24 protein-coding genes are annotated in these 22217 nt (G+C 37.9%); 18 read left to right on the forward strand and 6 right to left on the reverse strand.

Annotated elements, in window-relative coordinates; all coding sequences use genetic code 11:
• Nucleotides 1-42: 42 nt before the first annotated feature.
• Nucleotides 43-441: a hypothetical protein gene (locus Q1B07_RS15185; protein WP_299091472.1), complete on the reverse strand. Its 399-nt coding sequence runs from the start codon at nt 439-441 to the stop codon at nt 43-45.
• Nucleotides 442-791: 350 nt separating this feature from the next.
• Between Q1B07_RS15185 and Q1B07_RS15190 the strand changes: the two genes are divergently transcribed.
• Complete coding sequence (locus Q1B07_RS15190; RefSeq protein ID WP_299091474.1) at nt 792-917, forward strand: hypothetical protein; 126 nt, start codon at nt 792-794, stop codon at nt 915-917.
• Between the two features lie 117 nt (nt 918-1034).
• Complete coding sequence (locus tag Q1B07_RS15195; RefSeq protein WP_299091476.1) at nt 1035-1532, forward strand: nucleoside hydrolase; 498 nt, start codon at nt 1035-1037, stop codon at nt 1530-1532.
• A 354-nt stretch (nt 1533-1886) separates the two neighbouring features.
• On the opposite strand, the gene Q1B07_RS15200 is transcribed toward Q1B07_RS15195, so the two are convergent.
• Nucleotides 1887-2738, reverse strand: a complete 852-nt coding sequence (locus tag Q1B07_RS15200; RefSeq protein ID WP_299091479.1) for a helix-turn-helix domain-containing protein — start codon at nt 2736-2738, stop codon at nt 1887-1889.
• 216 nt (nt 2739-2954) lie between these two features.
• On the opposite strand from Q1B07_RS15200, the gene Q1B07_RS15205 reads away from it, so the two are divergent.
• The 7 genes from Q1B07_RS15205 to Q1B07_RS15235 all read left to right on the forward strand — a co-directional run bounded on the left by Q1B07_RS15205 (nt 2955) and on the right by Q1B07_RS15235 (nt 9700).
• Nucleotides 2955-3317 (forward strand): HIT family protein, encoded by a 363-nt coding sequence (locus Q1B07_RS15205; protein ID WP_299091480.1) that lies wholly within the window; start codon nt 2955-2957, stop codon nt 3315-3317.
• A gap of 13 nt (nt 3318-3330) precedes the next feature.
• The gene (locus tag Q1B07_RS15210) at nt 3331-3657 is read left to right on the forward strand and encodes a nucleoside triphosphate pyrophosphohydrolase (RefSeq protein WP_299091483.1); all 327 of its coding nucleotides are present in this window, start codon (nt 3331-3333) and stop codon (nt 3655-3657) included.
• A 344-nt stretch (nt 3658-4001) separates the two neighbouring features.
• Nucleotides 4002-4193 carry a hypothetical protein gene (locus Q1B07_RS15215; RefSeq protein ID WP_299091485.1) on the forward strand — a complete coding sequence of 64 codons (192 nt, stop codon included), beginning with the start codon at nt 4002-4004 and terminating at the stop codon, nt 4191-4193.
• A complete protein-coding gene (locus Q1B07_RS15220; protein WP_366945204.1) occupies nt 4138-4977 on the forward strand; it encodes an MFS transporter in 840 nt (279 codons plus the stop codon). The genes Q1B07_RS15215 and Q1B07_RS15220 overlap by 56 nt, the downstream gene beginning before the upstream one ends.
• 445 nt (nt 4978-5422) lie before the next feature.
• Nucleotides 5423-7150 (forward strand): ABC transporter ATP-binding protein, encoded by a 1728-nt coding sequence (locus tag Q1B07_RS15225; RefSeq protein WP_299091489.1) that lies wholly within the window; start codon nt 5423-5425, stop codon nt 7148-7150.
• Between the two features lie 2 nt (nt 7151-7152).
• On the forward strand, nt 7153-9015 hold the full coding sequence (locus Q1B07_RS15230) for an ABC transporter ATP-binding protein (protein WP_299091492.1): 1863 nt from the start codon (nt 7153-7155) through the stop codon (nt 9013-9015).
• A gap of 295 nt (nt 9016-9310) precedes the next feature.
• The gene (locus tag Q1B07_RS15235) at nt 9311-9700 is read left to right on the forward strand and encodes a cupredoxin domain-containing protein (protein WP_299091495.1); all 390 of its coding nucleotides are present in this window, start codon (nt 9311-9313) and stop codon (nt 9698-9700) included.
• Nucleotides 9701-10006: 306 nt separating this feature from the next.
• On the opposite strand, the gene Q1B07_RS15240 is transcribed toward Q1B07_RS15235, so the two are convergent.
• Nucleotides 10007-10165 carry a hypothetical protein gene (locus tag Q1B07_RS15240; RefSeq protein ID WP_299091498.1) on the reverse strand — a complete coding sequence of 53 codons (159 nt, stop codon included), beginning with the start codon at nt 10163-10165 and terminating at the stop codon, nt 10007-10009.
• 270 nt (nt 10166-10435) lie between these two features.
• Complete coding sequence (locus Q1B07_RS15245; protein ID WP_299091501.1) at nt 10436-11059, reverse strand: LysE family translocator; 624 nt, start codon at nt 11057-11059, stop codon at nt 10436-10438.
• Between the two features lie 248 nt (nt 11060-11307).
• Between Q1B07_RS15245 and Q1B07_RS15250 the strand changes: the two genes are divergently transcribed.
• The 5 genes from Q1B07_RS15250 (at nt 11308) to Q1B07_RS15270 (ending at nt 16155) form a co-directional block, all read left to right on the forward strand.
• Entirely contained in the window at nt 11308-11997 is a 690-nt protein-coding gene (locus Q1B07_RS15250) for a response regulator transcription factor (protein ID WP_299091504.1), read from the forward strand.
• A 14-nt stretch (nt 11998-12011) separates the two neighbouring features.
• Nucleotides 12012-13013 carry a sensor histidine kinase gene (locus tag Q1B07_RS15255; protein WP_299091518.1) on the forward strand — a complete coding sequence of 334 codons (1002 nt, stop codon included), beginning with the start codon at nt 12012-12014 and terminating at the stop codon, nt 13011-13013.
• 86 nt (nt 13014-13099) lie between these two features.
• A complete protein-coding gene (locus Q1B07_RS15260) occupies nt 13100-13864 on the forward strand; it encodes an ABC transporter ATP-binding protein (RefSeq protein WP_299091520.1) in 765 nt (254 codons plus the stop codon).
• Nucleotides 13839-15701 (forward strand): ABC transporter permease, encoded by a 1863-nt coding sequence (locus Q1B07_RS15265; protein ID WP_299091523.1) that lies wholly within the window; start codon nt 13839-13841, stop codon nt 15699-15701. Before Q1B07_RS15260 ends, Q1B07_RS15265 begins: the two co-directional genes overlap by 26 nt.
• Before the next feature lie 328 nt (nt 15702-16029).
• The gene (locus Q1B07_RS15270) at nt 16030-16155 is read left to right on the forward strand and encodes a YjcZ family sporulation protein (protein ID WP_299091643.1); all 126 of its coding nucleotides are present in this window, start codon (nt 16030-16032) and stop codon (nt 16153-16155) included.
• A gap of 228 nt (nt 16156-16383) precedes the next feature.
• Here the strand turns inward: Q1B07_RS15270 and Q1B07_RS15275 are convergent, their stop codons facing one another.
• Nucleotides 16384-17001, reverse strand: coding sequence for a cell wall hydrolase (locus tag Q1B07_RS15275; RefSeq protein ID WP_299091524.1), 618 nt, complete (start codon nt 16999-17001; stop codon nt 16384-16386).
• Between the two features lie 478 nt (nt 17002-17479).
• Here Q1B07_RS15275 and argH point away from each other — a divergent pair, with 478 nt between their 5' ends.
• Nucleotides 17480-18940 (forward strand): argininosuccinate lyase, encoded by a 1461-nt coding sequence (gene argH / locus Q1B07_RS15280; RefSeq protein ID WP_299091526.1) that lies wholly within the window; start codon nt 17480-17482, stop codon nt 18938-18940.
• A 95-nt stretch (nt 18941-19035) separates the two neighbouring features.
• Here the strand turns inward: argH and Q1B07_RS15285 are convergent, their stop codons facing one another.
• Nucleotides 19036-19539, reverse strand: coding sequence for a DinB family protein (locus Q1B07_RS15285; protein WP_299091528.1), 504 nt, complete (start codon nt 19537-19539; stop codon nt 19036-19038).
• Between the two features lie 324 nt (nt 19540-19863).
• Between Q1B07_RS15285 and Q1B07_RS15290 the strand changes: the two genes are divergently transcribed.
• From Q1B07_RS15290 to Q1B07_RS15300, 3 genes are all read left to right on the forward strand, one after another.
• On the forward strand, nt 19864-20307 hold the full coding sequence (locus tag Q1B07_RS15290; RefSeq protein WP_366945207.1) for a GNAT family N-acetyltransferase: 444 nt from the start codon (nt 19864-19866) through the stop codon (nt 20305-20307).
• A 24-nt stretch (nt 20308-20331) separates the two neighbouring features.
• The gene (locus Q1B07_RS15295; protein ID WP_299091531.1) at nt 20332-20796 is read left to right on the forward strand and encodes a DinB family protein; all 465 of its coding nucleotides are present in this window, start codon (nt 20332-20334) and stop codon (nt 20794-20796) included.
• A 545-nt stretch (nt 20797-21341) separates the two neighbouring features.
• Nucleotides 21342-22094 (forward strand): AAA family ATPase, encoded by a 753-nt coding sequence (locus Q1B07_RS15300; RefSeq protein WP_299091647.1) that lies wholly within the window; start codon nt 21342-21344, stop codon nt 22092-22094.
• Nucleotides 22095-22217 lie beyond the last annotated feature (123 nt).

Here is a 22217-nt window from a genome sequence, read left to right on the forward strand (position 1 = left end):
CTAAGGGTTGATATACTTATTTCTCTATCAGTCTGCTAGCCCTTAATTTTTTTGTCCAGCTAAGTGTAACCTATCCAATGCTTTAAATATTATTGATTCACTAACCCAATCGTTATCTTGTCCTATTTTATAATTTTCATCTTCATCTTTTATTAACAAGACAGCTTTTTGCTTATCAAGATCTTTTACCGGGTTTGTAGTAATTAAATTTTCTCTTACAAATGGCTCTAATTCATAATTATCAAGTATCCATGAAATTGATTTTTTTAGAATTTCATCTAAATCATCTTTTCGTTCCCTTCCTTTTTCTGGATGAATTTCTAGTACTCTTTTCCAAAGCCTTCTGTTCATTAAATCATCCATAGTATCAGCGTCTATTTTACTAATTTCTTCAAGCTCTTCTTTAATTAAGTTTAAAAATTTCTCATCAGAAAGTTCCAAATACCTATTTCTTAATTCTTCAGGACTTTCAAACCTTAAAAAATTTTAAACTTTGAAGATGGGTTCCGAAGGAATTGTAGGGGAGGTTTGTCGAAGTTTTCTTTTAATGGTGTTGGTAAGGCTACAATTAAAGACAATAAAAATCCTAAGGATTTAGAATATACTGGAACGACAAAGGTTAATTGGAGAATTAAGAGATATTACTAGACGGGTTTATAGAATCGGTATATTTGATACCTTGGGTACTGACCGGGGGCATTTATAATATATTCTTTAGTTAGAGTTGATTTGTGAATCCATTATTTTTCATCGGAATAAAAGTAAAGCCATTTTTTAAAGGAGTGAAACCCATGAACTTCCCAACAATCAGTACTGAAAAATTATTAAAAAGATTAGAACCCCCAACTTCCAAAATCCAAATGGTCTTAGATACTGATACAATTAATGAGGTAGACGATCAATTTGCGATTGTGTAGGCATTACAATCCGCAGAAAAGCTGGATGTAGAAGCCATCTATGCTGCTCCTTTTCACAATGATAAATCATCTGGCTCAGAAGACCGGATGAAAAAAGCTATGTTGAGATCCTGAATATTGAATGTCACTCCAGAAGGCTTCGTTTATAAAGGGTCTACATACTATTTAAGTGATTTAAATCAGCCCCAGATTAATGAAGCAACATTAGATTTAGTTAAGAGAGCCATGGAGGCTGATGAAGACGATCCATTATTTGTGTTAGCCATTGGTGCGATTACAAATATGCCCTCAGCTATTTTAATCGAACCAAAAATCATCGAAAAAATCGTTGTTGTATGGCTTAGTGGTAATGCGCTGCATTTGCCGGATATAGCTGAATTTAACTTAAAGCAAGACGTTTTAGCTGCTCGATTGATTTTTGATTGTGGCGTACCGTTTGTTCAAATCCCTTATATGGGCGTAACCTCCCATCTACATACGACACTGCTTGAAATTAATCAATATGTAAGAGGTCAGGGTAGAATTGGAAATTTCCTCGCTGAACGATTTGAAGGGTATCATGATGATCATTTTGCCTATTCCAAAGTAATCCTTGGTTCTAGATTATGCAACTAGAATTGAAAACTACCGAATCAAAAATTTATCTATACAAATGAATACAGGACAAAGGACACTTTTAATAAACAATGGATCTGAATCTAAGAGTATAGATTTTTAGAGCTTGTTAAAAAAACCTTCATATGTATTTAAGGAGATCTTAAGTTACGTTTAATCAGATTCTTGAAAATATAACTCAAGAGATGAAAAAACTCTTGGGATATATTTGTATTCAATATTATATATTAAACATCGGTATAGAGGAAATACGAAATAAACTGTTTTCAAACCTATTTAAAAAGACCAAGGAATTGGATTGTCAACACTAAACTAGACAATTATAAGTTGTTAGCTTATATTCAATCGGACTAGTTACTCCCCAATAAAATCATACAAATAACCCCTATTCTCTCTCCGTACCTCCACCAACAACATAGCATATACCACTCGGTAAAAATATCCCTCAAATGTAGAGTGAATTCGATTCATTTTTTTCGCAAAAACAGTTTGTTTAAATGCATCAATAACAGTGTCAATGACATCATCTAAAAAACGCTGAAGGTTCAGTTTATGATAGGCAATTAACACTCGTTTCCAAAGCTTATAGATATCCATGGCACTGAAAAAAGGCTTAGCAGCTTGGACAAAATCCTTGTGAACAGATTCAGGTAGAAAGCTTGTATCTAAATGTTGGATGTCGATAGAATCAATCATATTTAACTCTGAATCATTATTGGGATGATAATCCACGCCATTTTCCGTATTACTTACGTAAGAAGGTTTTGTTTTATTCTCACAGAGTGAACTTTGCTTATTCTCTGTTTTAATAGGTGTGACAGGTGGCGTGACATCGTGGGGTGACATATTATTTTTTAATTGATCAATCGATTGAAATGGCTGGATGATCAAGAGATTTACTCCCTGCTTGCCGTTCATTCTAGCAGTTGGAATTTTTTTGATGATCCCAAGACTTTCAAGCTTTTTCATCGCGCGAATAACCGTTCTTCTGCTTATCTCGATTGCATCAGCAATTGTGTCGTATTTGGCAAAGGATACTCCAATAACCTTCACAGAATGTCTCCATATAAAGGTTAAAACATTTAATGTACTATCTGATAGGGATGATTTGTGCAAATATAAAAAGCCTCGAACCGCTTGATCCATTTCTTCAATTGTAGAGAAAGATTGATAAGATTGAATGTTCTCATATGTAAACTTTTCCATTATGAACTCCCCTTAAAAAGTATTCTTTCACCTTCTATATACATTTTTAAGGGAGGTAGAGTAGCGTCCTTTTAAAATTTTTTTATAAAATAATTCTTTTAATAGCTTATGAACGATATGAAAAATTTGATTGCTATAATCATATGTTCACAATACTAATTCACTAAAAGATTTATTAAAGTAAAAGAAACAATACTTATTAATGAGGTAGACAAAATGTCATACATTTTTTGTACCATAAACGATATTACATTAGAAAACAACTTAGCCATGGCCTTCTTTGATAAATTTCCTGTTACGAACGGTCATCTGCTTATTATTCCTAAACGTCATGTAGAACACTACTTTGATTTAACATCAGAAGAAAAGCAAGCAATGGATGATTTACTTCTTCAAGGAAAGGAGTTATTAGACCATCAATTTAATCCCGATGGTTATAATATAGGAATTAATAATGGGGAAGCAGCAGGACAAACAATCTTCCATGTTCATGTCCATTTAATCCCGCGTTATAAAGGAGATATGAAGGAGCCACGTGGTGGAGTAAGAGGTGTTATTCCAGAAAAAAGAATGTATTAAGGGAGAAATCTAAATGCCAGTTTACAATAAGCTTGTGCGAGATAAAATACCAGAAATCATCGAGAAAACAGGAAAGAAATATAAGACAAAGATTTTATCAAATGAAGAATACATAAAAGAACTGCATGCAAAAGGCTTTGAAGAACTTAAGGAGTATGTTGAAGCCAAGGATAAAGAGAGCTCACTTGAAGAGCTTGCGGATGTTTTAGAAATAATCCATGCGTTGGCAGAGTTTCATGGCTCTTCAATCAATGAAATCGAAGAAATCAGGAGAAACAAAGCTGATGCACGCGGGGGATTTAGAGAAAAAATTTATTTAGTAGAGGTTGAGGATGAGTAAGGTAGAAATAATTACGAGTCAATTAGTTTCCCATATAGTTGATAAAATTAACAAGGCTTCAACCATTTGTATTTTAACTTCGTTCGTTATTTGATTGGCAGATTCTTCTTAATGTGATAATATAAATACGAATATTTGTTCTGTATAGTGGCAAATATAAAAGAATATTGACGGAAAGTTTCCTTGAGCAGACAAGAAATTACTGTAATCATAAACAACTTTGCAGAAAATTTGTATGAGAAATACAATCACACCAAATGTTCTGAACGGTCGGTAAGATTGTTTGACTTTCCAAAGAAATTACATTTAGAACAGCCATTTCGCAAATTGAAAGGAGAAAGAATTTGAAAAATCAAAATGAAGCGACTCTAAACGGAGGGACATTTGGAAGCAAAGCTAACTTTTTGTTGGTCATGATCATGATTCTAGGTGTGTTTGTAGCCATTTTGAATGAAACATTGCTTAACGTAGCATTGCCGATTGCTTTCAACCATAGGTTTCGGGGGGATTCTGTATGGATTCAGCAGTTCCGGTGAAGGACACGGGGGTTGGTCGAGCAATGAAGTCTTGGTTTCAATTGCAATTGGCGTTGTTTCTTTAATTCTGTTTACTTGGAGACAATTGACGATTTCACAACCCTTGCTAGATTTAAGAACATTTAAATACAACATTTTTAGAATGTCAACGTTGATCATGATGATTGTCATGATGGCGATGTTTTCTGCCATGATGCTGCTGCCAATTTTCCTTCAGAATGCGCTAGGTTACAGTCCGTTGCAGGCAGGTTTGATCATGCTGCCAGGCGGTATTGTCATGGGGATCATGTCACCAATCACCGGTCGTTTATTTGATAAATTTGGGGCCAAGTGGCTGTCGCTTATCGGATTAGGGTTAATCGCGAATACGCTATGGCAATTTGCCTCTATTACATTGTCAACTCCATACAGCATGATTATGATTTTCAATACACTTCTCATGCTGGGGATTTCAATGGTCATGATGCCGATCATGACAAACGCTTTGAACGAATTGCCGCCTCCGTTATATCCACATGGAACGGCTATTATCAGTACGCTTCAGCAGGTTGCTGGTGCTGTAGGGACAGCATTGCTTGTATCCATCATGACCAATGGTACTTCTCGATTTTTGGAAAATACGGTGATGAAGGAAGATGAGTCTACTTTACAAATCCTAGCGATAATCTCTGGAATGAAGAGCGCGTTCTTGCTTGCATTTGGACTAGTAGCTATCGCATGGATCGTTTCCATATTTATAAAGCGGGCCGTTCCTCAAGAAATCCATTCGAAAACTACGAACTGACAAAGAGTTAACTCATTGTCAGTGTAGCTTGAAGACAGTTCGTACCTTCATTGGAAAATAGCTGCATAGGATCATGATCCCTTGTGCATCCAAAAGTTGTTTTAGCAGCCTTGAGTAAAGACATTGAGAAAATTCACAAACAATGGGTGGCGTCAGGTATTCCAGAAAAGGGAGTGTTAAATTTGGGGTTGAATTTTAGTGGTTTACCTATAGATCAAAGACGAATTATAATCTGAATATCCTGTTTAACGAATAATCATGAGATGATGGAGTATCTATGCCTTTCATTCAATTGTCCAACCTTCTGCATTAAACGGTGTCTATTTCCTATAGAATCATATAAAAAGTCCTTTTTCAGTATGAAAGTAACCACTAAAAAAGGACTTTTCCCTATTTTCGGAGTATTCTTATAAGTATAGTTATCGCAAAGGATTGGGGATTAGATATGGGGAATTTTACGAAGTACATAAAAAAATACTGGAAGCCGTTTAGCGTTGCGGTATTCTTTCTTACGCTGGAGGCTGTTTGTGATTTACTCCAGCCTACGATTATGGCCAAAATCGTGGATATTGGAGTCGTGAATAGGGATTTAGATTATGTATTAAAAATGGGAGCTGTAATGCTTGGAGTTACTTTACTGGGTGCAGGTGCCGCCTCAACAAGAAGCATCCTGGCAAGCATCACCTCTCAAAATTTTGGTACAGAGCTGCGTTTTGATCTTTTTCAAAAAATTCAACATCTCTCCTTTAAACATATCAACCGCTATGATCGAGCCTCATTGATTACGAGATTAACGAACGATGTGACACAGGTGCAAATGTTTGTCAATGGTCTTATGCGGTTATTTGCAAAAGCTCCTTTATTAGCAATCGGCGGTTTAATCATGGCGACCATGTTGGATATCCATTTATCAGTTGTGTTGGCTGTTGTTGTACCAATGGTTGCGCTGTTAATAATCGTCAATATGAGAATTAGCTTACCTCTCTTTACAAAAGTCCAAAATGCCCTGGATAAAGTAAATGGCGTGATGAGGGAGTATTTATCTGGTGTTCGGGTCGTAAAGGCATTCAATCGTTTTGATTATGAGATTGAAAAATTTGCTGGATTCAATGAAGACTTTCAAGATAAATCGATTGCAGCCACTCGAGTGATCGCTACTTTTTCTCCGATGATTATGCTCGTCATGAATTTAGGGATTGTTGTCGTCCTTTGGTATGGGGGATTCGGGGTTGAAGCGGGAACAGTCCAGGTTGGAAATGTTATTGCTTTCACCAACTACATGACGCAAATTCTTTTTTCTTTAATGATCATTTCGATGGTTTTCAACATGTATGTACGAGCAAAAACGTCGGCCAACAGAATTGGTGAAGTATTAGCTGAGGAAGATGATATGGCATGGAATCATGAGTTGATCCCTTCCACTAAAAGGGGTGGACGAATTGATTTTAACAATGTGTCCTTTTCCTATGAAGGAGCATCTGGGGAACCTGTTCTTAAAAACATTACATTTAGCTGTATGCCAGGAGAAACGGTTGGCATTATCGGCTCGACAGGATCAGGAAAAAGCAGTCTTATTGGGCTCATTCCACGCTTTTACGGTATCACAACAGGTACCATTACGATAAATGGTGAAGATATCAGCAACATAAATCCGAAAGCTTTAAGGGAGATGGTCGCGATTGTTCCGCAGAAAGCAACTTTATTTACCGGGACGATCATCGAAAATATGCGCTGGGGTAGAGAAGATGCTTCCTTGGATGAAATTGAATTAGCTGCAAAAATAGCGGATGCTCACGGGTTTATCACCGACTCTCCAGAAGGATATGAAACAAGAATCAGCCAAGGCGGGGTTAATTTCTCAGGCGGTCAGAAACAGAGACTATCGATTGCCAGAGCGCTGGTAAAGAAGCCTGAAATCTTAATCCTGGACGATAGTACAAGTGCAGTGGATGTTGCAACAGAAGCACGGATCAAGGAATCGTTGAAAAAGTATGCACAAGGACTCACCTGTCTTCTCATTGCCCAGCGGATTTCATCAGTCGTGGATGCTGACCGAATTATTGTCTTAGATGATGGAGAAATAGTCGGCAATGGGAAGCATACTGATTTACTAAATAGCTGCCCTACCTATCAAGAAATTTATCAGTCACAGTTCGGCAAGGTGGTGCTGTGAGATTGGAAGAGAAAACGAATCAAGAGCAAAAAGTCACCAACGTCCCGCCAATACCAGGCCGCCCGGTTGGCGGAGGTGCTGCCCGTTTCGGGGGACAGATTGTCAAACCAAAGGATTTTATGAGGACGATTAAACGGCTTTGGTCTTATTTTGGAAAAGAAAGAAAACTCTTAGCCATTGTATTCATTTTTGTTTTATTCGATTCTGCTCTTGTCCTGTCGGCACCTTACCTAATCGGAAAAGCAGTTGATGCCATGTCATTAGGTGAAACCGTTAACTTTGAATTACTCCATATTACGATTATGACACTTGCAATCGCTTATCTCTCAAATGCACTGCTGAATTTTTCACAAGGCTGGATGATGGCCGGTGTTGCCCAACGGATTGTAAAGAGAATAAGAAGTCATTTATTTAAGAAGCTGCAAAAACTTCCCGTGTCATTTTTTGATTCTCGTACACATGGAGAGATGATGAGCAGGCTGACGAATGATATTGATAACGTAAGTAATTCCATATCACAGTCAACAACGCAATTGATGTCCGGTTCCATTGTCATTACCGGGTCGCTGATTATGATGATTGCGTTAAGTCCAATCTTAACCTTAGCCAGCCTAGTGACTGTACCTTTGGTCTTTTCGCTTACAAGAACGATCGCAAGAAAAACCAGGGTGCTGTTTCGAAATCAGCAGAAGGAATTGGGAACGCTAAATGGGCAAATTGAAGAAACGATTTCTGGTTTAGAGGTCGTAAAAGCCTTTAATTATGAAGAAAAGGCCATTGCCGAATTTCAAGAAGTCAATACAAGACTGTGTAAAGTGGGAACAAGGGCACAAATATGGGCAGGCTTTTTGATGCCAATTATGAATGTCATTAATAACCTTGGTTTTACGATCGTGGCGGTTGTAGGCGGCTATTTAGCTGTTGAAAACATGATTACGATTGGGGTCATTGCAAGCTTCATCACGTACTCACGTCAATTTGTAAGACCATTAAATGAACTAGCGAATATCTTTAATATCCTACAGTCAGGGGTTGCCGGGGCAGAAAGAGTATTCGAAATCCTTGATGGCGAGGAGGAATCTGTGGATCAGTCAGATGCGATTCCGCTCGTAAATCCTAAAGGAATCGTTGAATTTAAGAATGTTAGCTTTGGTTACCGCAATGATGTCCCTATCTTAAAAAATGTCAGCTTTACCTCAGCTGCTGGTAGCAGTACAGCGCTAATCGGACCAACCGGAGCAGGTAAAACAACGATTGTCAACCTGCTGACAAGATTTTATGATGTGACGGATGGTCAAATCTTCATTGATGGACGAGACATCCGGGAATATACAAGAGATAGTCTGAGAACATGCTTTGGGATCGTTCTTCAGGACACGTATTTGTTTTCTGGAACCATTATGGAAAATATTAAATATAGTAAACCTGATGCAACGGATGAAGAAGTACATGCAGCAGCACGTATGGCCAATGCCGATTTATTTATCAATCGTTTATCGAACGGGTATGAGACAAAGCTATCTGAAAATGGCGGGAATCTTAGTCACGGGCAAAAACAATTATTAGCTATCGCCAGGGTGATTCTCAGCAAACCATCCTTGCTTATTCTTGATGAAGCAACGAGCAGTATCGACACCCGTACTGAGTTACAGATACAAGATGCACTGGCGAAGGTGATGGAAGATCGAACGAGCTTTATCATTGCCCACAGACTCAATACCATTCGTGATGTGGATACGATTATGGTCATTCAAAACGGAAAAATTGCAGAAAAAGGGAACCATGATGAACTCATGGCTCAACATGGTATCTATTATCAGATGATTTCTAATCAATATAAATCACTACAGGAAGTTGAAAATTAGTAAAGCCTAGCCCTAGGGCATTGTTGTTATGAAGTCCTGGGGCTAAGCATTTTTCCAGCAACTTTATTTTTTAGGATCGGATTTAAAAAGTACATTTGGCTATAAGATATATAGGTAGGATTAAATTTGCCATCTCATAAGAATGAATTCCAAAAGATCGTCATTAACGGCGATCTTTTTCTTTGTCACTGTTTCAGCTAATCGAGTTAAAAGGTAAAGCACGTTAGAACCCAATTTATCGGATAATATTTTATGAATAGGTAAAAAATAGTCCTAAGAAAAGGAGGGATTGCGAATGTCAATGAAAAAGTGGTTATCAGGCTTGTTCGTATTGCTTGCGATGATTGTGGTTGTGACAGCTCCGGGCTCACACGTCGTTTTTGCCGAATCCAGTGCTGTAACACAGCCTAGTGAGACGGTGAAAGCGATTGAGGTCGAGTTGAACGATGATTACTTTCAACCGAAAGTCATCACTATTCCAACTGGAAGAGCGACAACGTTGATATTGAAAAACAAAGGTAAGAAAGAACACACCTTCACAGTGGAAAAGCTCAGAATTGACGCAGAAGTCCAGCCGGGGAAAGAAAAAACGATTACCGTGAAGCCGCAAAATCCCGGTACATATGAACTAATATGTCGGTACCATGTCCAGGAAGGAATGGTTGGAAAAGTTATCGTCAAATAACAAGCAGGGCAATCATGCCTTGCTTTTTTATAATACCAGAATTTATATATTTTCTTAATATAGCTTGCGTTTCTGAATCTAGCTTCAGGCCCCATCGGCTCTAGGGTCTAGTCAAACAGGATTTGAAGGTAAAGAACACCTTCTATTCCTGTTCGCTTTATGCTTGTCGCCGATAGCCGATAGGCAGGCGCCTTGCGCTTTTTAACAGCAACGTTTAAACCAACGTACTTACTCAATAAATTTGCAGCATATTCACATATCGAAATGATAGATCTAAATAAGAAAAAAACCACTCAAAGTGGTTTTTTAATCGCGCATGGCTCCGGCCTCTCGGGAAGTCATTGCACCTTGTCCCGCGCTTATATCTTTCTGAATGTCTTGTTTTACTTTTTGTGGATCAGTTCCGGAAAATTCTGGTTTCAAATTAGAAGTCACATTCCCTTTTGCCTGTTGATTCTGTTTCATACAAGTCCTCCTTACTTTATTATTTAACAATCTTATTGTTTACAAAAGAACCTGTTATATCCCAAGGATTTGAGCGAATTTTATTTTGGAGCAACAAAGTGAGATAAACACGTTGCTCCTATAAAGATATATCTCATTTTGATACAAAGATAGCTCCATCTTTCCACTCAGCATGGTATGTATCGTATAAGGCAAATCGCTGCTAAGATTAAATAGTCAGGAATGCCCGTAGTGTAAAGAATGAAATCAGCTACTTAATCTTAAAAATGCTCACTTTTGACTAAAGGCGATTTTTAATCCAATTATTGCGAACAGAGACCCTTGAATAATGTTAATTTTCCTGGATAATGATGGATTTTTACGTAGGAAGGAACCTACTTTTCCGGCAAAAATACTGATTAAAAGAAAAATAACTAACGCCTGAACTAGAAAGATCATTCCATAGACAAGCATTTGGATGGAAGCATGACCATTTTCATGATTGATAAACTGCGGAAAGAATGCCAGGAAAAACAAGGAAAGCTTTGGATTTAATAGATTCATGATGATTCCTTTTTTATATAATGATTTGTAGTCTAAAGAAGTCTCAGTGTTAAGGTTAAAGCTTGAGCCTTTTTCTTTAAAAGATTTAAAGGCTAAAAATAACAAATATGCTGCTCCTGCATATTTTACGACTGTGAATGCTAAGGCTGATTGATAAATGATGGCTGTAACTCCAATTGTCGCAGCAGTAATATGAACGATTAATCCTGTGCAAAGTCCGAGTGACGTAAAAATCCCAGCATTTTTCCCTTTTGATATACTCTGTGCCAAGGTGAACAAGTTATCTGGCCCAGGCATAAGGGTAAGAACGATTGCTGCACCTAAAAAAGATATGACAGATAGAAAATCCACATTTATTCCTCCCACAATTATTTTTGTTCATTTTAACACAGCCCAAAGTGGTTTATATATCATAAAACTATATAAATACTTTGTTTAAGAATAGAGCAGGAATCTCTTCATCTTTGTGACGTTTCATTTACTAATTAAATATTTAGATGATCTCTTACATTTACCTTACAGTCATGTAAGCTTAACTATCTCTTTTGAATTCACCTCCATACTATGGCATAATTTTCTAGAGACAAAGGAGTGAGAGGATGCAAACAGTGTTAATTATTGAGGATGATCCGAAAATTGCGGAGCATCTGCAATCCTTTATAGAAAAATACGGCTACAAAGCCACAATCGTAGAACATTTCGATCACATTATGGACGAGTTTCATCAACAAAAACCAGACCTGGTTCTGTTAGATATCAATCTCCCTAGCTTTGATGGCTATTACTGGTGCAGGCAAATCCGGAAGGAATCGATTTGTCCGGTTATTTTTATTTCGGCACGGGTGGGGGAGATGGACCAGGTGATGGCGCTTGAGAATGGCGGTGATGATTTTATCACAAAGCCGTTTCATCCTGAAATTGTGATGGCGAAAATTCGCAGTCAGCTTCGTCGTGCTTACGGGGAATATGCAGCACAAGCCCAGGAACGAATTTTAGAAGTAGAGGGGTTAAAGCTATTTCCGGAAAGACTGGAATTGAGCTTTCGAGATCAAACCGTTCAGCTGTCAAAAAAAGAAGCCGATATTATCGACAGTTTACTAGAACGCTATCCTCGTGTGGCCGGTCGTGAAGATCTGCTGGAAAAGCTCTGGGATGAACAAGTCTATGTCGATGAAAATACGTTAAATGTGAATATTACGCGAGTTCGGAAAAAAATTGAAGCAGTTGGGATTACAGGTGCGGTCGAAACCGTGCGGGGTGTGGGCTATCGTTTGAATGTGACATGGTGAAGGGGAGGAGAGACATGAAGTTATTTTTTAAAGAGCATGCATTGTTAATTGCCGTGCAAATCGTCCAATTTTTTGTGATTCTTGGCATCTATTGGCTTGATGGCTATCGTCATCTCCTACCAGCCCTCTATGCGATCTTTCTCGGCCTTTTCTTCCTCACCGGTTACCTTGTTTACCACTATTTCAGTCGTCGTCAGTTTTATCAGAGGCTGACTAACTCACTTGATTCCCTTGACGACTCCTTCCAAACAACTGAACCAGCTCCGATATCGGAAGGGCTTGATCAGCTATTAAAGGATCAGTACAAGCTTTATCAAACAAAAATTAAAGCGTTGGAATCAAGGCAGGAGGAGCATTTAAAGTTTATGGATCAATGGGTGCACCAGATGAAAACACCGCTTTCTGTCATTGAGCTGATTGCGCAAAACTTGGATGAACCCGATTCATCAAGTATTCGTGAAGAGACGGATCGGATAAAAACAAACTTAAATACCGTTCTCTATATGGCAAGGCTGCGGACCATCGAACAGGATTTTCATATTAAGCCTGTAAATTTGTCGAAAATGGTCAATGATGTCAATGGGGAAAACAAACGGCTCTATATCCGCAACAAGGTGTACCCGCATCTCCTCCAGCAAAAACCGGATATTATCGTTGAGACGGATGAGAAATGGCTGTTTTTTATTCTTTCACAGCTGCTCAATAATGCAGTTAAGTATTCGATAGGCAGAAGTAATAAGATCGACATTTCCATTTGCGAAAAAGCGGGAGAGGCTGTTTTAGAGGTAAAGGACTATGGCGTTGGGATCCCGGAAGCGGACAAGCGCCGTGTCTTTGACCCGTTTTACACGGGGGAAAATGGACGGAAATTCAGAGAATCAACCGGTATGGGGCTCTATTTAACGAAGGAGGCATGCGATCACCTTGGTCATCGCATCGAGCTTGAATCAAAGGTAGGAGAAGGTTCAACCTTTCGCATCATTTTCGGAACAACACAAAACCTTACAACGATGTAAGGAAAGTGAAAGTTTAATCGATTTTTTGCAGATTACATAAAAGATATACTGATCACAAGTCAATGAAATGGAAAGGAGAACTTGTGATGCTAAACGTGAAGCAAGTCAGCAAGATTTATGAAGGAAAAATCGCCTATCGGGCGTTAACAGATATCGATTTAACGATTGAAGCAGGGGAATTTGTCGGAATCATGGGTCCATCCGGAAGCGGGAAAACCACTCTGCTAAACATGATTGCCACAATTGATGAACCGACAACAGGCGAAATCCTCATCAATGGCAGTAATCCTCACAGATTAAAAAAGGAGGAGTTAGCCAAATTTCGTCGCCGTGAATTAGGCTTTGTTTTTCAGGACTTTAATTTGCTTCATACCTTAACAGTAGAAGAAAATATTGTCCTTCCCTTAACATTGGACGGGAAAAAAGTGAAGGAAATGAAGGAAAAGGCCAATGAAATTGCCGAAAAATTAGGGATTACCGGGATTATGAAAAAACGGATCTTTGAAATATCTGGCGGACAAGCGCAAAGAGCCGCTGTTGCCAGAGCAATGATTCATTCCCCGAAGCTGTTACTAGCGGATGAACCAACGGGAAATCTTGACTCCAAGGCTTCAAAGGATGTCATGGAAATGCTTGAATCCATTAACAAACATGAGAAGACCACGATGATGCTCGTGACACATGACCCGTTGGCAGCAAGCTATTGTCATCGCGTCGTCTTTATTCGTGATGGAAAATTCTATTCCGAGATTCACCGCGGTGATCATCGCCAAGCCTTTTTCCAAAAGATCATTGATACACTTTCTTTATTGGGAGGGGATGCACATGACCTTTCGCCAATTCGCGTTTAATAACGTCATCCGTAATAAACGGTTATATGCCGCCTACTTTCTCAGCAGCCTATTTACCGTCATGGTCTTTTTTACCTTCTCGATTTTTGCCAATCATCCTGTCTTGAACGGGAAGGATATGAGCTCAAGCGTAACACTAGGAATGAATACAGCAGCAGGGATTATCTATGTGTTTTCCTTCTTTTTCGTCCTCTATTCGATGAGCTCTTTTTTACAGTCCCGGAAAAAAGAGTTTGGTTTGTTGATGATTCAAGGGATGTCGATGAAACAGATCAGGTTAATGGTGTTTTTAGAAAATATGCTCATTGGATTTTTCGCCACAATTGGCGGGATATTCCTTGGCGTTGTGTTTGCAAAGGCGATTTTGCTGTTAGCGGAAAATGTCCTAATTATTGAAAGTGCACTGCCTTTTTATTTTCCGACGCAAGCCATCATCATCACCTTTGTATCTTTTATCATTTTATTTTTCTTTATTTCCTTATTTGTTACGTATGTTTTGCGTAGTAAAAAGCTGATTGAATTAATTAAAGCAAACAAAATCTCAAAGGGTGAGCCTAAGGCGAATCTATTTTTAACGCTGGCAGCCGTTCTTTTATTAGGTGCAGGATATGTGGTTGCCTTACTTGTAGAAGGACTGATGGTTGTCGCGGCAATGGTGCCTGTGATTATCGTTGTTAGTATTGGAACCTATTTGTTGTTTACGCAATTAAGTGTGTTTATCATTAGACGGTTAAAGAAGAAGGAACAGGTTTTTTGGTTTAAAACGAATATGCTCTTGTTTTCCGATTTAGCGTTTCGGATGAAGGATAATGCGCGGACATTTTTCATGGTCGCGATGGTGTCAACGGTTGCGTTTTGTGCCATTGGTTCGTTATTTGGCTTTCAAACCGTCTTAACATCAAGCATTAAAAATGTGAATGCTACTACGTTTTCCTATGAAACATCTGAAGAAAACGAAGAACAAAATGTTGCGTTTATCAACCAAACATTAAAAGAAGAACAGATTGAAACAAAATCTGAGCATACGGACTTACGCTACTATAAAATTGGCAAGGATGCCATCCTGATTTCCAATCAATCCGATTTTAATCGCTTTGCCACACTCATTGGTGAGGATACGATTGATGTAAAAGTTGGAGAAGTATTGGTGGTGGAATTTGAAGGCACAAACTTTGGTCAAACAACGGAACTGCTCAATGAAACAATCAAACTGACTTCAGGTGTAACCTTGAAACCTGATGAAGTTATTTATTCAAAAGCATTACCAGCAACAGATTCATATTATATTGTGTCAGATGAAGATTTTTATAAGCTTCCTAAACCAGTGGATCAACTAAGCTATTATGCATGGCAGGCAACAGATGGCGAAGAGGGTGTCATGGCTGCCTCCGAAAAGCTATACGAGAAATTACCAAGATATGAAATCATGTCTGTAGAATATGAACTATACGAAATCATGAAAGGGTACGGACCGATTTTATTTGTCGGACTATTTATCGGGATTGTCTTTTTCGTATCAGCCGGCAGCTTCCTTTACTTCCGACTTTACATGGATTTGGATGAGGATAAACAAAAATTCAAGTCGATTTCAAAAATGGGGCTCACTGATAAAGAGCTGAAAAAAGTCATAAACAGACAGACGATGATTTTATTTTTCGCGCCAATAATCGTTGCTCTTATCCACGGAGCTGTAGCTCTTACTGCATTATCGAATCTGTTTTATTTTAACCTATTTAAGGAATCCGTTATTGTTCTAAGTGTTTTCTTAGCGATCCAGGTTGTTTACTTCTTCATAGTCCGCTTTTTCTATACGAAGCAGATTAAGGCATCAATTTAAAGGAATGACAGACTAAATGAGAGGGTCAGACAAACGTCTGACCTTTTTCTTTAAAAATCAGTTATATAAAGTGCTAGTACAAAAAAAGAATTCACTCTCTACCTAATCTGTTAAAAATGGGCTCGAATTTAGGCGTTTTAAACAAGCAGTATGCTTTTTAGACGGGCTCAAAATATTTCTAAACGTATATACTATATCGTCTAAGACTTTTACAAACGAAAGGAAGAGGTTTCGAATGTACGGTTTCGAAAATAACGCTCCGCATGTGGGCGGTGCTATGGCAAACGCACCACATGTTGGTGGTATGGCAAATGCTCCCCACCCTGTAATGACTAGTTATGTAGCTCCGGCTTATGGATATTGTGCTCCTAGTTATGGTAATACGTTTGTGCTTGTTGTCGTGTTGTTTATCTTATTGATTATCATTGGCGCATCATTCTACGGAAAATGCTAACCAAATAATAAGAAAAGCGCAAGCGCCTTGATCAGCCTAGGGCAAATAAGACGCTCATGAATAGAAGGTGTACTTTACCTTCAATTCATGAGTGGCTTATGACCTCGAGGGGCTAGGCGCTGGAGCTAGACACTAAAACTATGTTAAAACTTTATACTTACCTTCTAAAAAGGCACTGTATAGGTGCCTTTTTTATATTGAAAGGATAAACACTTAGCTACATATGTATTAATTTTTAAATACATGCTGACCAATTTCAACTGTTGTCTCTCTTGAATCGAGCCAACGATTTTCTGCAATATCAGGATTGTAAAAGAATAATGAATCTTGAGCGATATGTCTCATGTTTGAGAGCGCTGCTTTTACCGCTTGGATGGATTCGGTATCAGCCGGTTTATTGATTTCACCATTTGCCACAGGCTGAAATTGACCCGGCTGGTAAATCACTTCTTTTATCGTATCAGGAAATTTAGGGCTCTCGACTCTATTTAAAACGACATTCGCCACCGCCACCTTCCCTTTGAAAGGCTCTGATTGTGCCTCGGCTCTAACAATTCTCGCTAATAAATCAAGATCTGCATGTGAGAAATTTAGTTTGCTGGAGCGAATTTCCCCGCGGCTTGGTACTGCAGGGCGTTTGCCTTTATTTGTACGGATATCTTGTCCAACGTAAATTAAATCAAGATCCTTCACTTGCGGATTTGCCTTCGCTAATTCCTTTAATGAGAGACCATGTTCTCGAGCGATTTTTGACATCGTATCACCTTTTTCTACCGTATAAGCAAAAGTAGGTTCAGCGAAAAAAAGAGTTGCTAGTAATGTTAGGAAAAATACTAGTTTTTTCAAAATTTGTCCTCCTAGTGATTATCGTATTTTGAATCTCTATTTAATCCCTATGAACAAAAACGAGAGAATAGTGTTACAAGTTTTTTACATAGTCATTACATGAGATTTAATGGGGAAAATTGGTATTTTAAAGGAAGAAGAAAGGTTGAGAGTACGAAGATGCTTAAATATGAACCTATTACAAATCATTTATTAATTTTTTGTCAAAAAGAACGTAAGTGACTCAGTTTTTGAGGTGAGTGGTTTGAAATATGAGGGTATGGTTTAATTCTTGGTAAGTGGTTCAAAAAATTCGATACATGGTTCAATTCTCGAGAAGAGTGGTTCAATACCCGATTCAATTCTAGAAGAGTAGTTCACCCTGAGACTAATGAGGATAAAAAAACAGTTCCGTTTCCCTTGAACAACAATTTACAAGCTCAAGTGAAGATCCAGAAGAATATACATACATGAAACAATAGAACGGAGTGAACAAACGATGTCATCCAAGCGATCTCCTATCTACATTAAGCATATTCTTGAGCCTGGCTACAGGTTTACAAAAAAGCATTTTCTATCCTATATGATCGAAATCAATATAGCGCATGCTTTCATGCTGGCCCATACAAAGATATTACGGGAACAGGATGCAATGACAATCATTCAAGCGAACCAACAGCTATTAATAACCGGGTTTAATAAGGATTATGACCCGGCATATGAAGATTTGTTTTTTATGATCGAAGCGGAGCTGAAAAAGGAAATAGGTGAAGAGCTGGTTGGCAATATGCATATTGCCTTTAGCCGGAATGATATGGATGCAACCATGTACCGAATGGTATGGCGTGAAAGGCTTGTCGATTGGATGATTCTAGTTACCAACTTGAAAAAGCTCCTTCATAACCTTGCGAAGGAGCATGAACTGACGGTGATGCCGGCCTATACCCATAATCAGCAGGCCCAGCCAACGACATTTGCTCATTACATTTTGGCGATAGACAAACATTTAGAAAGAGACCTCGATCGAGGACTTGCTTTATTAACTCGAATCAATCAATCTCCTATGGGAGCTGCGGCTTTAGGAACGACTGGCTTTCCAATTGACCGTGATTTAATCGCAAAAACATTAGCATTTGCAAAGCCTCTTGATAATTCCTATGATTCTATCAGCGCTGCAGATTACATGCTTGAAATCGCCAGCACCTTATCCATCTTTTTAAGCACCTTATCTCGTTTTGTCTATGACCTTCTATTTCTTACAACAAATGAGGTGGACGCAATCATCATTGATGAAAGCCTGGTCCAAACCTCAAGCATCATGCCGCAAAAACGAAATCCTTCTTCATTAGAACATACCAGATCTCTGATCAGCAGGACCATTGGGGAGTTACAATCTACTTCTATGATGACCCATAGTGTGCCATTTGGTGATATCGTGGATATCGGTGACGATATTCAACCAATCATCGAAAAAGGCTATTCTCATTCAGTTCAAATTGTCGAATTACTAATTGAAATCCTCAGTAACATGACAATAAGAAAGGACAAATTATTTAAGCGATGCCAAGAAGGCTTTTCTACTGCCACCGAACTTGCAGATGTCTTAGTCAGAGACTGCAAGCTTTCGTTTCGACAAGCACACCAGCTTGTTCAAGTTTATGTAAAAAGCTTAGCCAATTCCGGAAAACACCTGCAGGATGGAAATGCAGAGCAGCTTAAGAAAATCGCGAAAAAAAGATTTTCGCTTGAACCACGGTTAACAGAAGAGCAGTATAAAAAGGCAATCGATCCTTATCAATTTATTCTTGTCCGTTCTGTTCTGGGAGGTCCTAATCCGAAAGAAACGGAGAGACAGCGGATCCAATCTGCCCAGCGAGTAGAAGCTTTCATACGTGAGTTAAATGAAGCGAAGAATACATTTAGAAGCTATAAAGATGAATTGAGAAATAGAATAATCTAATGCCTATCATTGATTGAAATCGGAAAAAATAAGGGAAATCCTATATCCAAGGGTTTCCCATTCCTTTTCCTCCCTAACTAAATAGCACTATTTTATTAAAATGGGGGATTTTCCACACCTAAATGAAGCCAATCTTCTTTTGGTGGTCCATAAACGCCAAAAGGTTTGAGTCCAGCTTGACGGATTAGAACGGTAGCCTGCCCGCGGTGATGAACAATATGCTTAATGAGTCCCATTAAAATTTGCGCATTCGTTTCTTCCCGGCCAAATGCCGTTTGCACTTTCTTCAAAGATTCGTCTGTCCATTGTTCTTCTATGACTTGGGCTGCATGAGAACTTACATTTTGAAAGGTTTCAGCTATTTCTTTTGCTGAAGCTGGAACATCCTCTGCATGTTCTACTTCATCTATTTTTAAACCGAAATGAGCTAAATATTCTGGAATACTTGTTGTTAAATGCCAGACAATTCTTCCTAAACTACGTCCTTCTGGATAAACACTTTGTTTTAATGAATAATCAGTCAAACCTTCCAAAACCTTTTGCGTTAACATTGCTTCTCGATTCCATTCTCTAATAAAGTCCGCAATCGTAATATACATAGGCAATACCTCCATACTCAATATTTTTATTGGTATTTTCTCTCAGAAACAAAATTATAAAACATTTGTTCGCATTTTTCAAATTTCTTTCGAACTAATTTTCGGTTTTCTAATCTTGCGTTTCTTTCATTTTTCTTAGGGGAAAATTGAAAAGACTGGTAACCGGTGCGAAATAACATGTTAAAATTCTATTAATGATTAAAGAATGAAAAGAGGAATAGGGTTGAGGGTAGATCCAAAAGAGATAATTATTCATAACTTAGCTATATAATTAGATCTGCAGAAGAAAAGGACGCAAAAAACCTATCTGAGGTTAGATTACAGATCGATAGTGAAACAGCACATTTAGATAGGGAAAGGGGTGAGGCATACATCGATGAAGTAGGCTTTAAACAACTCATAAAAGAGGATTCAGAACAAATCCATAACCCGTTTCTAGTCGCTGTAGTGAATGGAAATATTGCCGGTTTTTCTAGATGTGAAGGTAACTTATTAAAAAGAACCGCTCATAAAGTAGAATTTGGCGTGTGTGTTTTGAAAGATTATTGGGGTTATGGAATCGGGAAACACTTATTGAAAAAATCGATTGAATGGGCAGATGCCAATCATATTAAGAAAATAACCTTAAATGTGATTGAAACCAACGTAAGAGCGGTTGAACTTTATAAAAAATTCGGCTTTGAAGTAGAAGGAATTCTAAAAAAGGACAAAGTTTTATCAGACGGTAATTACTATCATTCGATTGTAATGGGTAGGTTTGCCGAATGATAATTGAAGGTAAAGGTGATACTCATGAATTGTTTACCTGTATTCCATCAAATTGAAGTAGCTGTTAAAACAGTTTTGGAAATTATAGACACGTTAGAGGAAGACGATTTACAAAAAAGACCCACACCTAATAAGCATTCGATCGGGGAGCTTTTAGAACATATTGCCATAATTTGCGAAGCGGATTGGCGTATATCAAACGAAGCAACCCAGGAAGAAATGGAGTATTTTTATTCAACCGTTTCCTATAAAACGATCGATTCGATAAAACATGGTTTACTTACAAACTTTGAATCACTAAAAAATCATTATCTGACCTTACCAGAGGAAGTGCTTCTTTCTAAAGCGACTTCCTATTGGGGATTGACTTATACAAGATACGAATGGTTATTAGAGATAGTAGCTCATATGTATCATCATCGAGGACAATTACATGCTATGCTTGTTCACTGCTGCAATAAAGACCTTAAAATCCTCATGTTTGAATAAATTTTCTGCAGCTGCCACGCACCTTTAAAAGCAAAGTGCGTTGATAATTCAAAAAAGCATAATAATCCTGCATAAACAAGCAAAAGCGACAAACGCTTGATACTTACTTCTTAAAATTTGCTTTATGTTAATTAGCTTTTTACTCTAAGGTCTATTTCACCTAAAAATGTCTTATAGTCGAATAAAACTAAGATTTTATAGTAAAATATTGGTAACCTTATTTAGAGTAGGAGGTTAGTTGATTTTTTTAATACTTTTTGGTTTCATTATACTTATTTTTTCGTTATTTTCTATTGAACGTAGTTTACGGAAAACAATTGAACGAAATGAAGAGATAATAGATTTATAGAAAAAAATATATGATAAATAATACCTCAATAAGCAGCATAATAGAACTTCAATCGAATCAATACCCTGGACTTTCAAAAGATTTTATTACTGTCGGAAAAGGGCTTCCAAAAAGATCCTTTTTCATTCTGATAAAGTAATTTTTACTAATAGCTAAAAAGTATAATTGTGAAAACGAGGTGTTTATATCATTGGTAATGTTAAATCATGATTCTCAATACATTAGGGCTGTCTATCTTAAAAGAGAGCAAATTTCATCTTATGATCATTTTCCGCTAAATCTTCCAGTCATTCGGAACTTTCAAGAATTAAAGCTTCATCCTAGTGTTACCTATATTATTGGTGAAAATGGAATGGGAAAGTCAACTTTACTTGAGGGTATTGCGATTGCTTTAGGATTTAATCCAGAAGGAGGCACGTTAAACTTTCATTTTTCTAGTTATGACTCTCACTCGAATTTAGACGAATACCTCGGTTTAGTAAAGGGAGTCAATAGAGCGAAGGATCATTTTTTCTTTCGAGCTGAAACTTTTTATAATGTAGCAACAAATATTGAGGATTTAGATAAAGAACCAATGTCTGGCCGTAGGATTATTGATTCCTTTGGAGGAAAATCACTACACGAACAATCTCATGGTGAATCTTTTTTTGCAGCATTTATCGAACGTTTTCAAGGTAATGGTTTATACATCTTAGATGAGCCAGAAGCAGCCTTGTCCCCATTAAGACAAATGTCGATGCTGGCTAGAATCAATGAGCTTGTTCAACAAGGGTCTCAGTTTATCATTTCTACTCATTCACCGATCATTATGGCTTACCCAAATGCTAAAATTATTCAACTCACAGAAGCTGGAATGCGTGAATCAACATTGGAAGACACGAATCATTATTCGATTATGAAACAGTTTTTTGAAGATAAAGATCGGTTACTGCACCATCTTTTCCGATAAAGTGTGACTTATCTTAAACGTACGGGAATCTTTCTTCAAGCGTGAATATCCACCAAAATGGGATGGAACGCGTGTTTTTTATAATATTACCATTCGGTTGCATGCTACGATTCCTTTTTCATG

The sequence above is a fragment of the uncultured Metabacillus sp. genome (genome assembly GCF_947503125.1).
Taxonomy (GTDB): Bacteria; Bacillota; Bacilli; order Bacillales; family Bacillaceae; genus Metabacillus.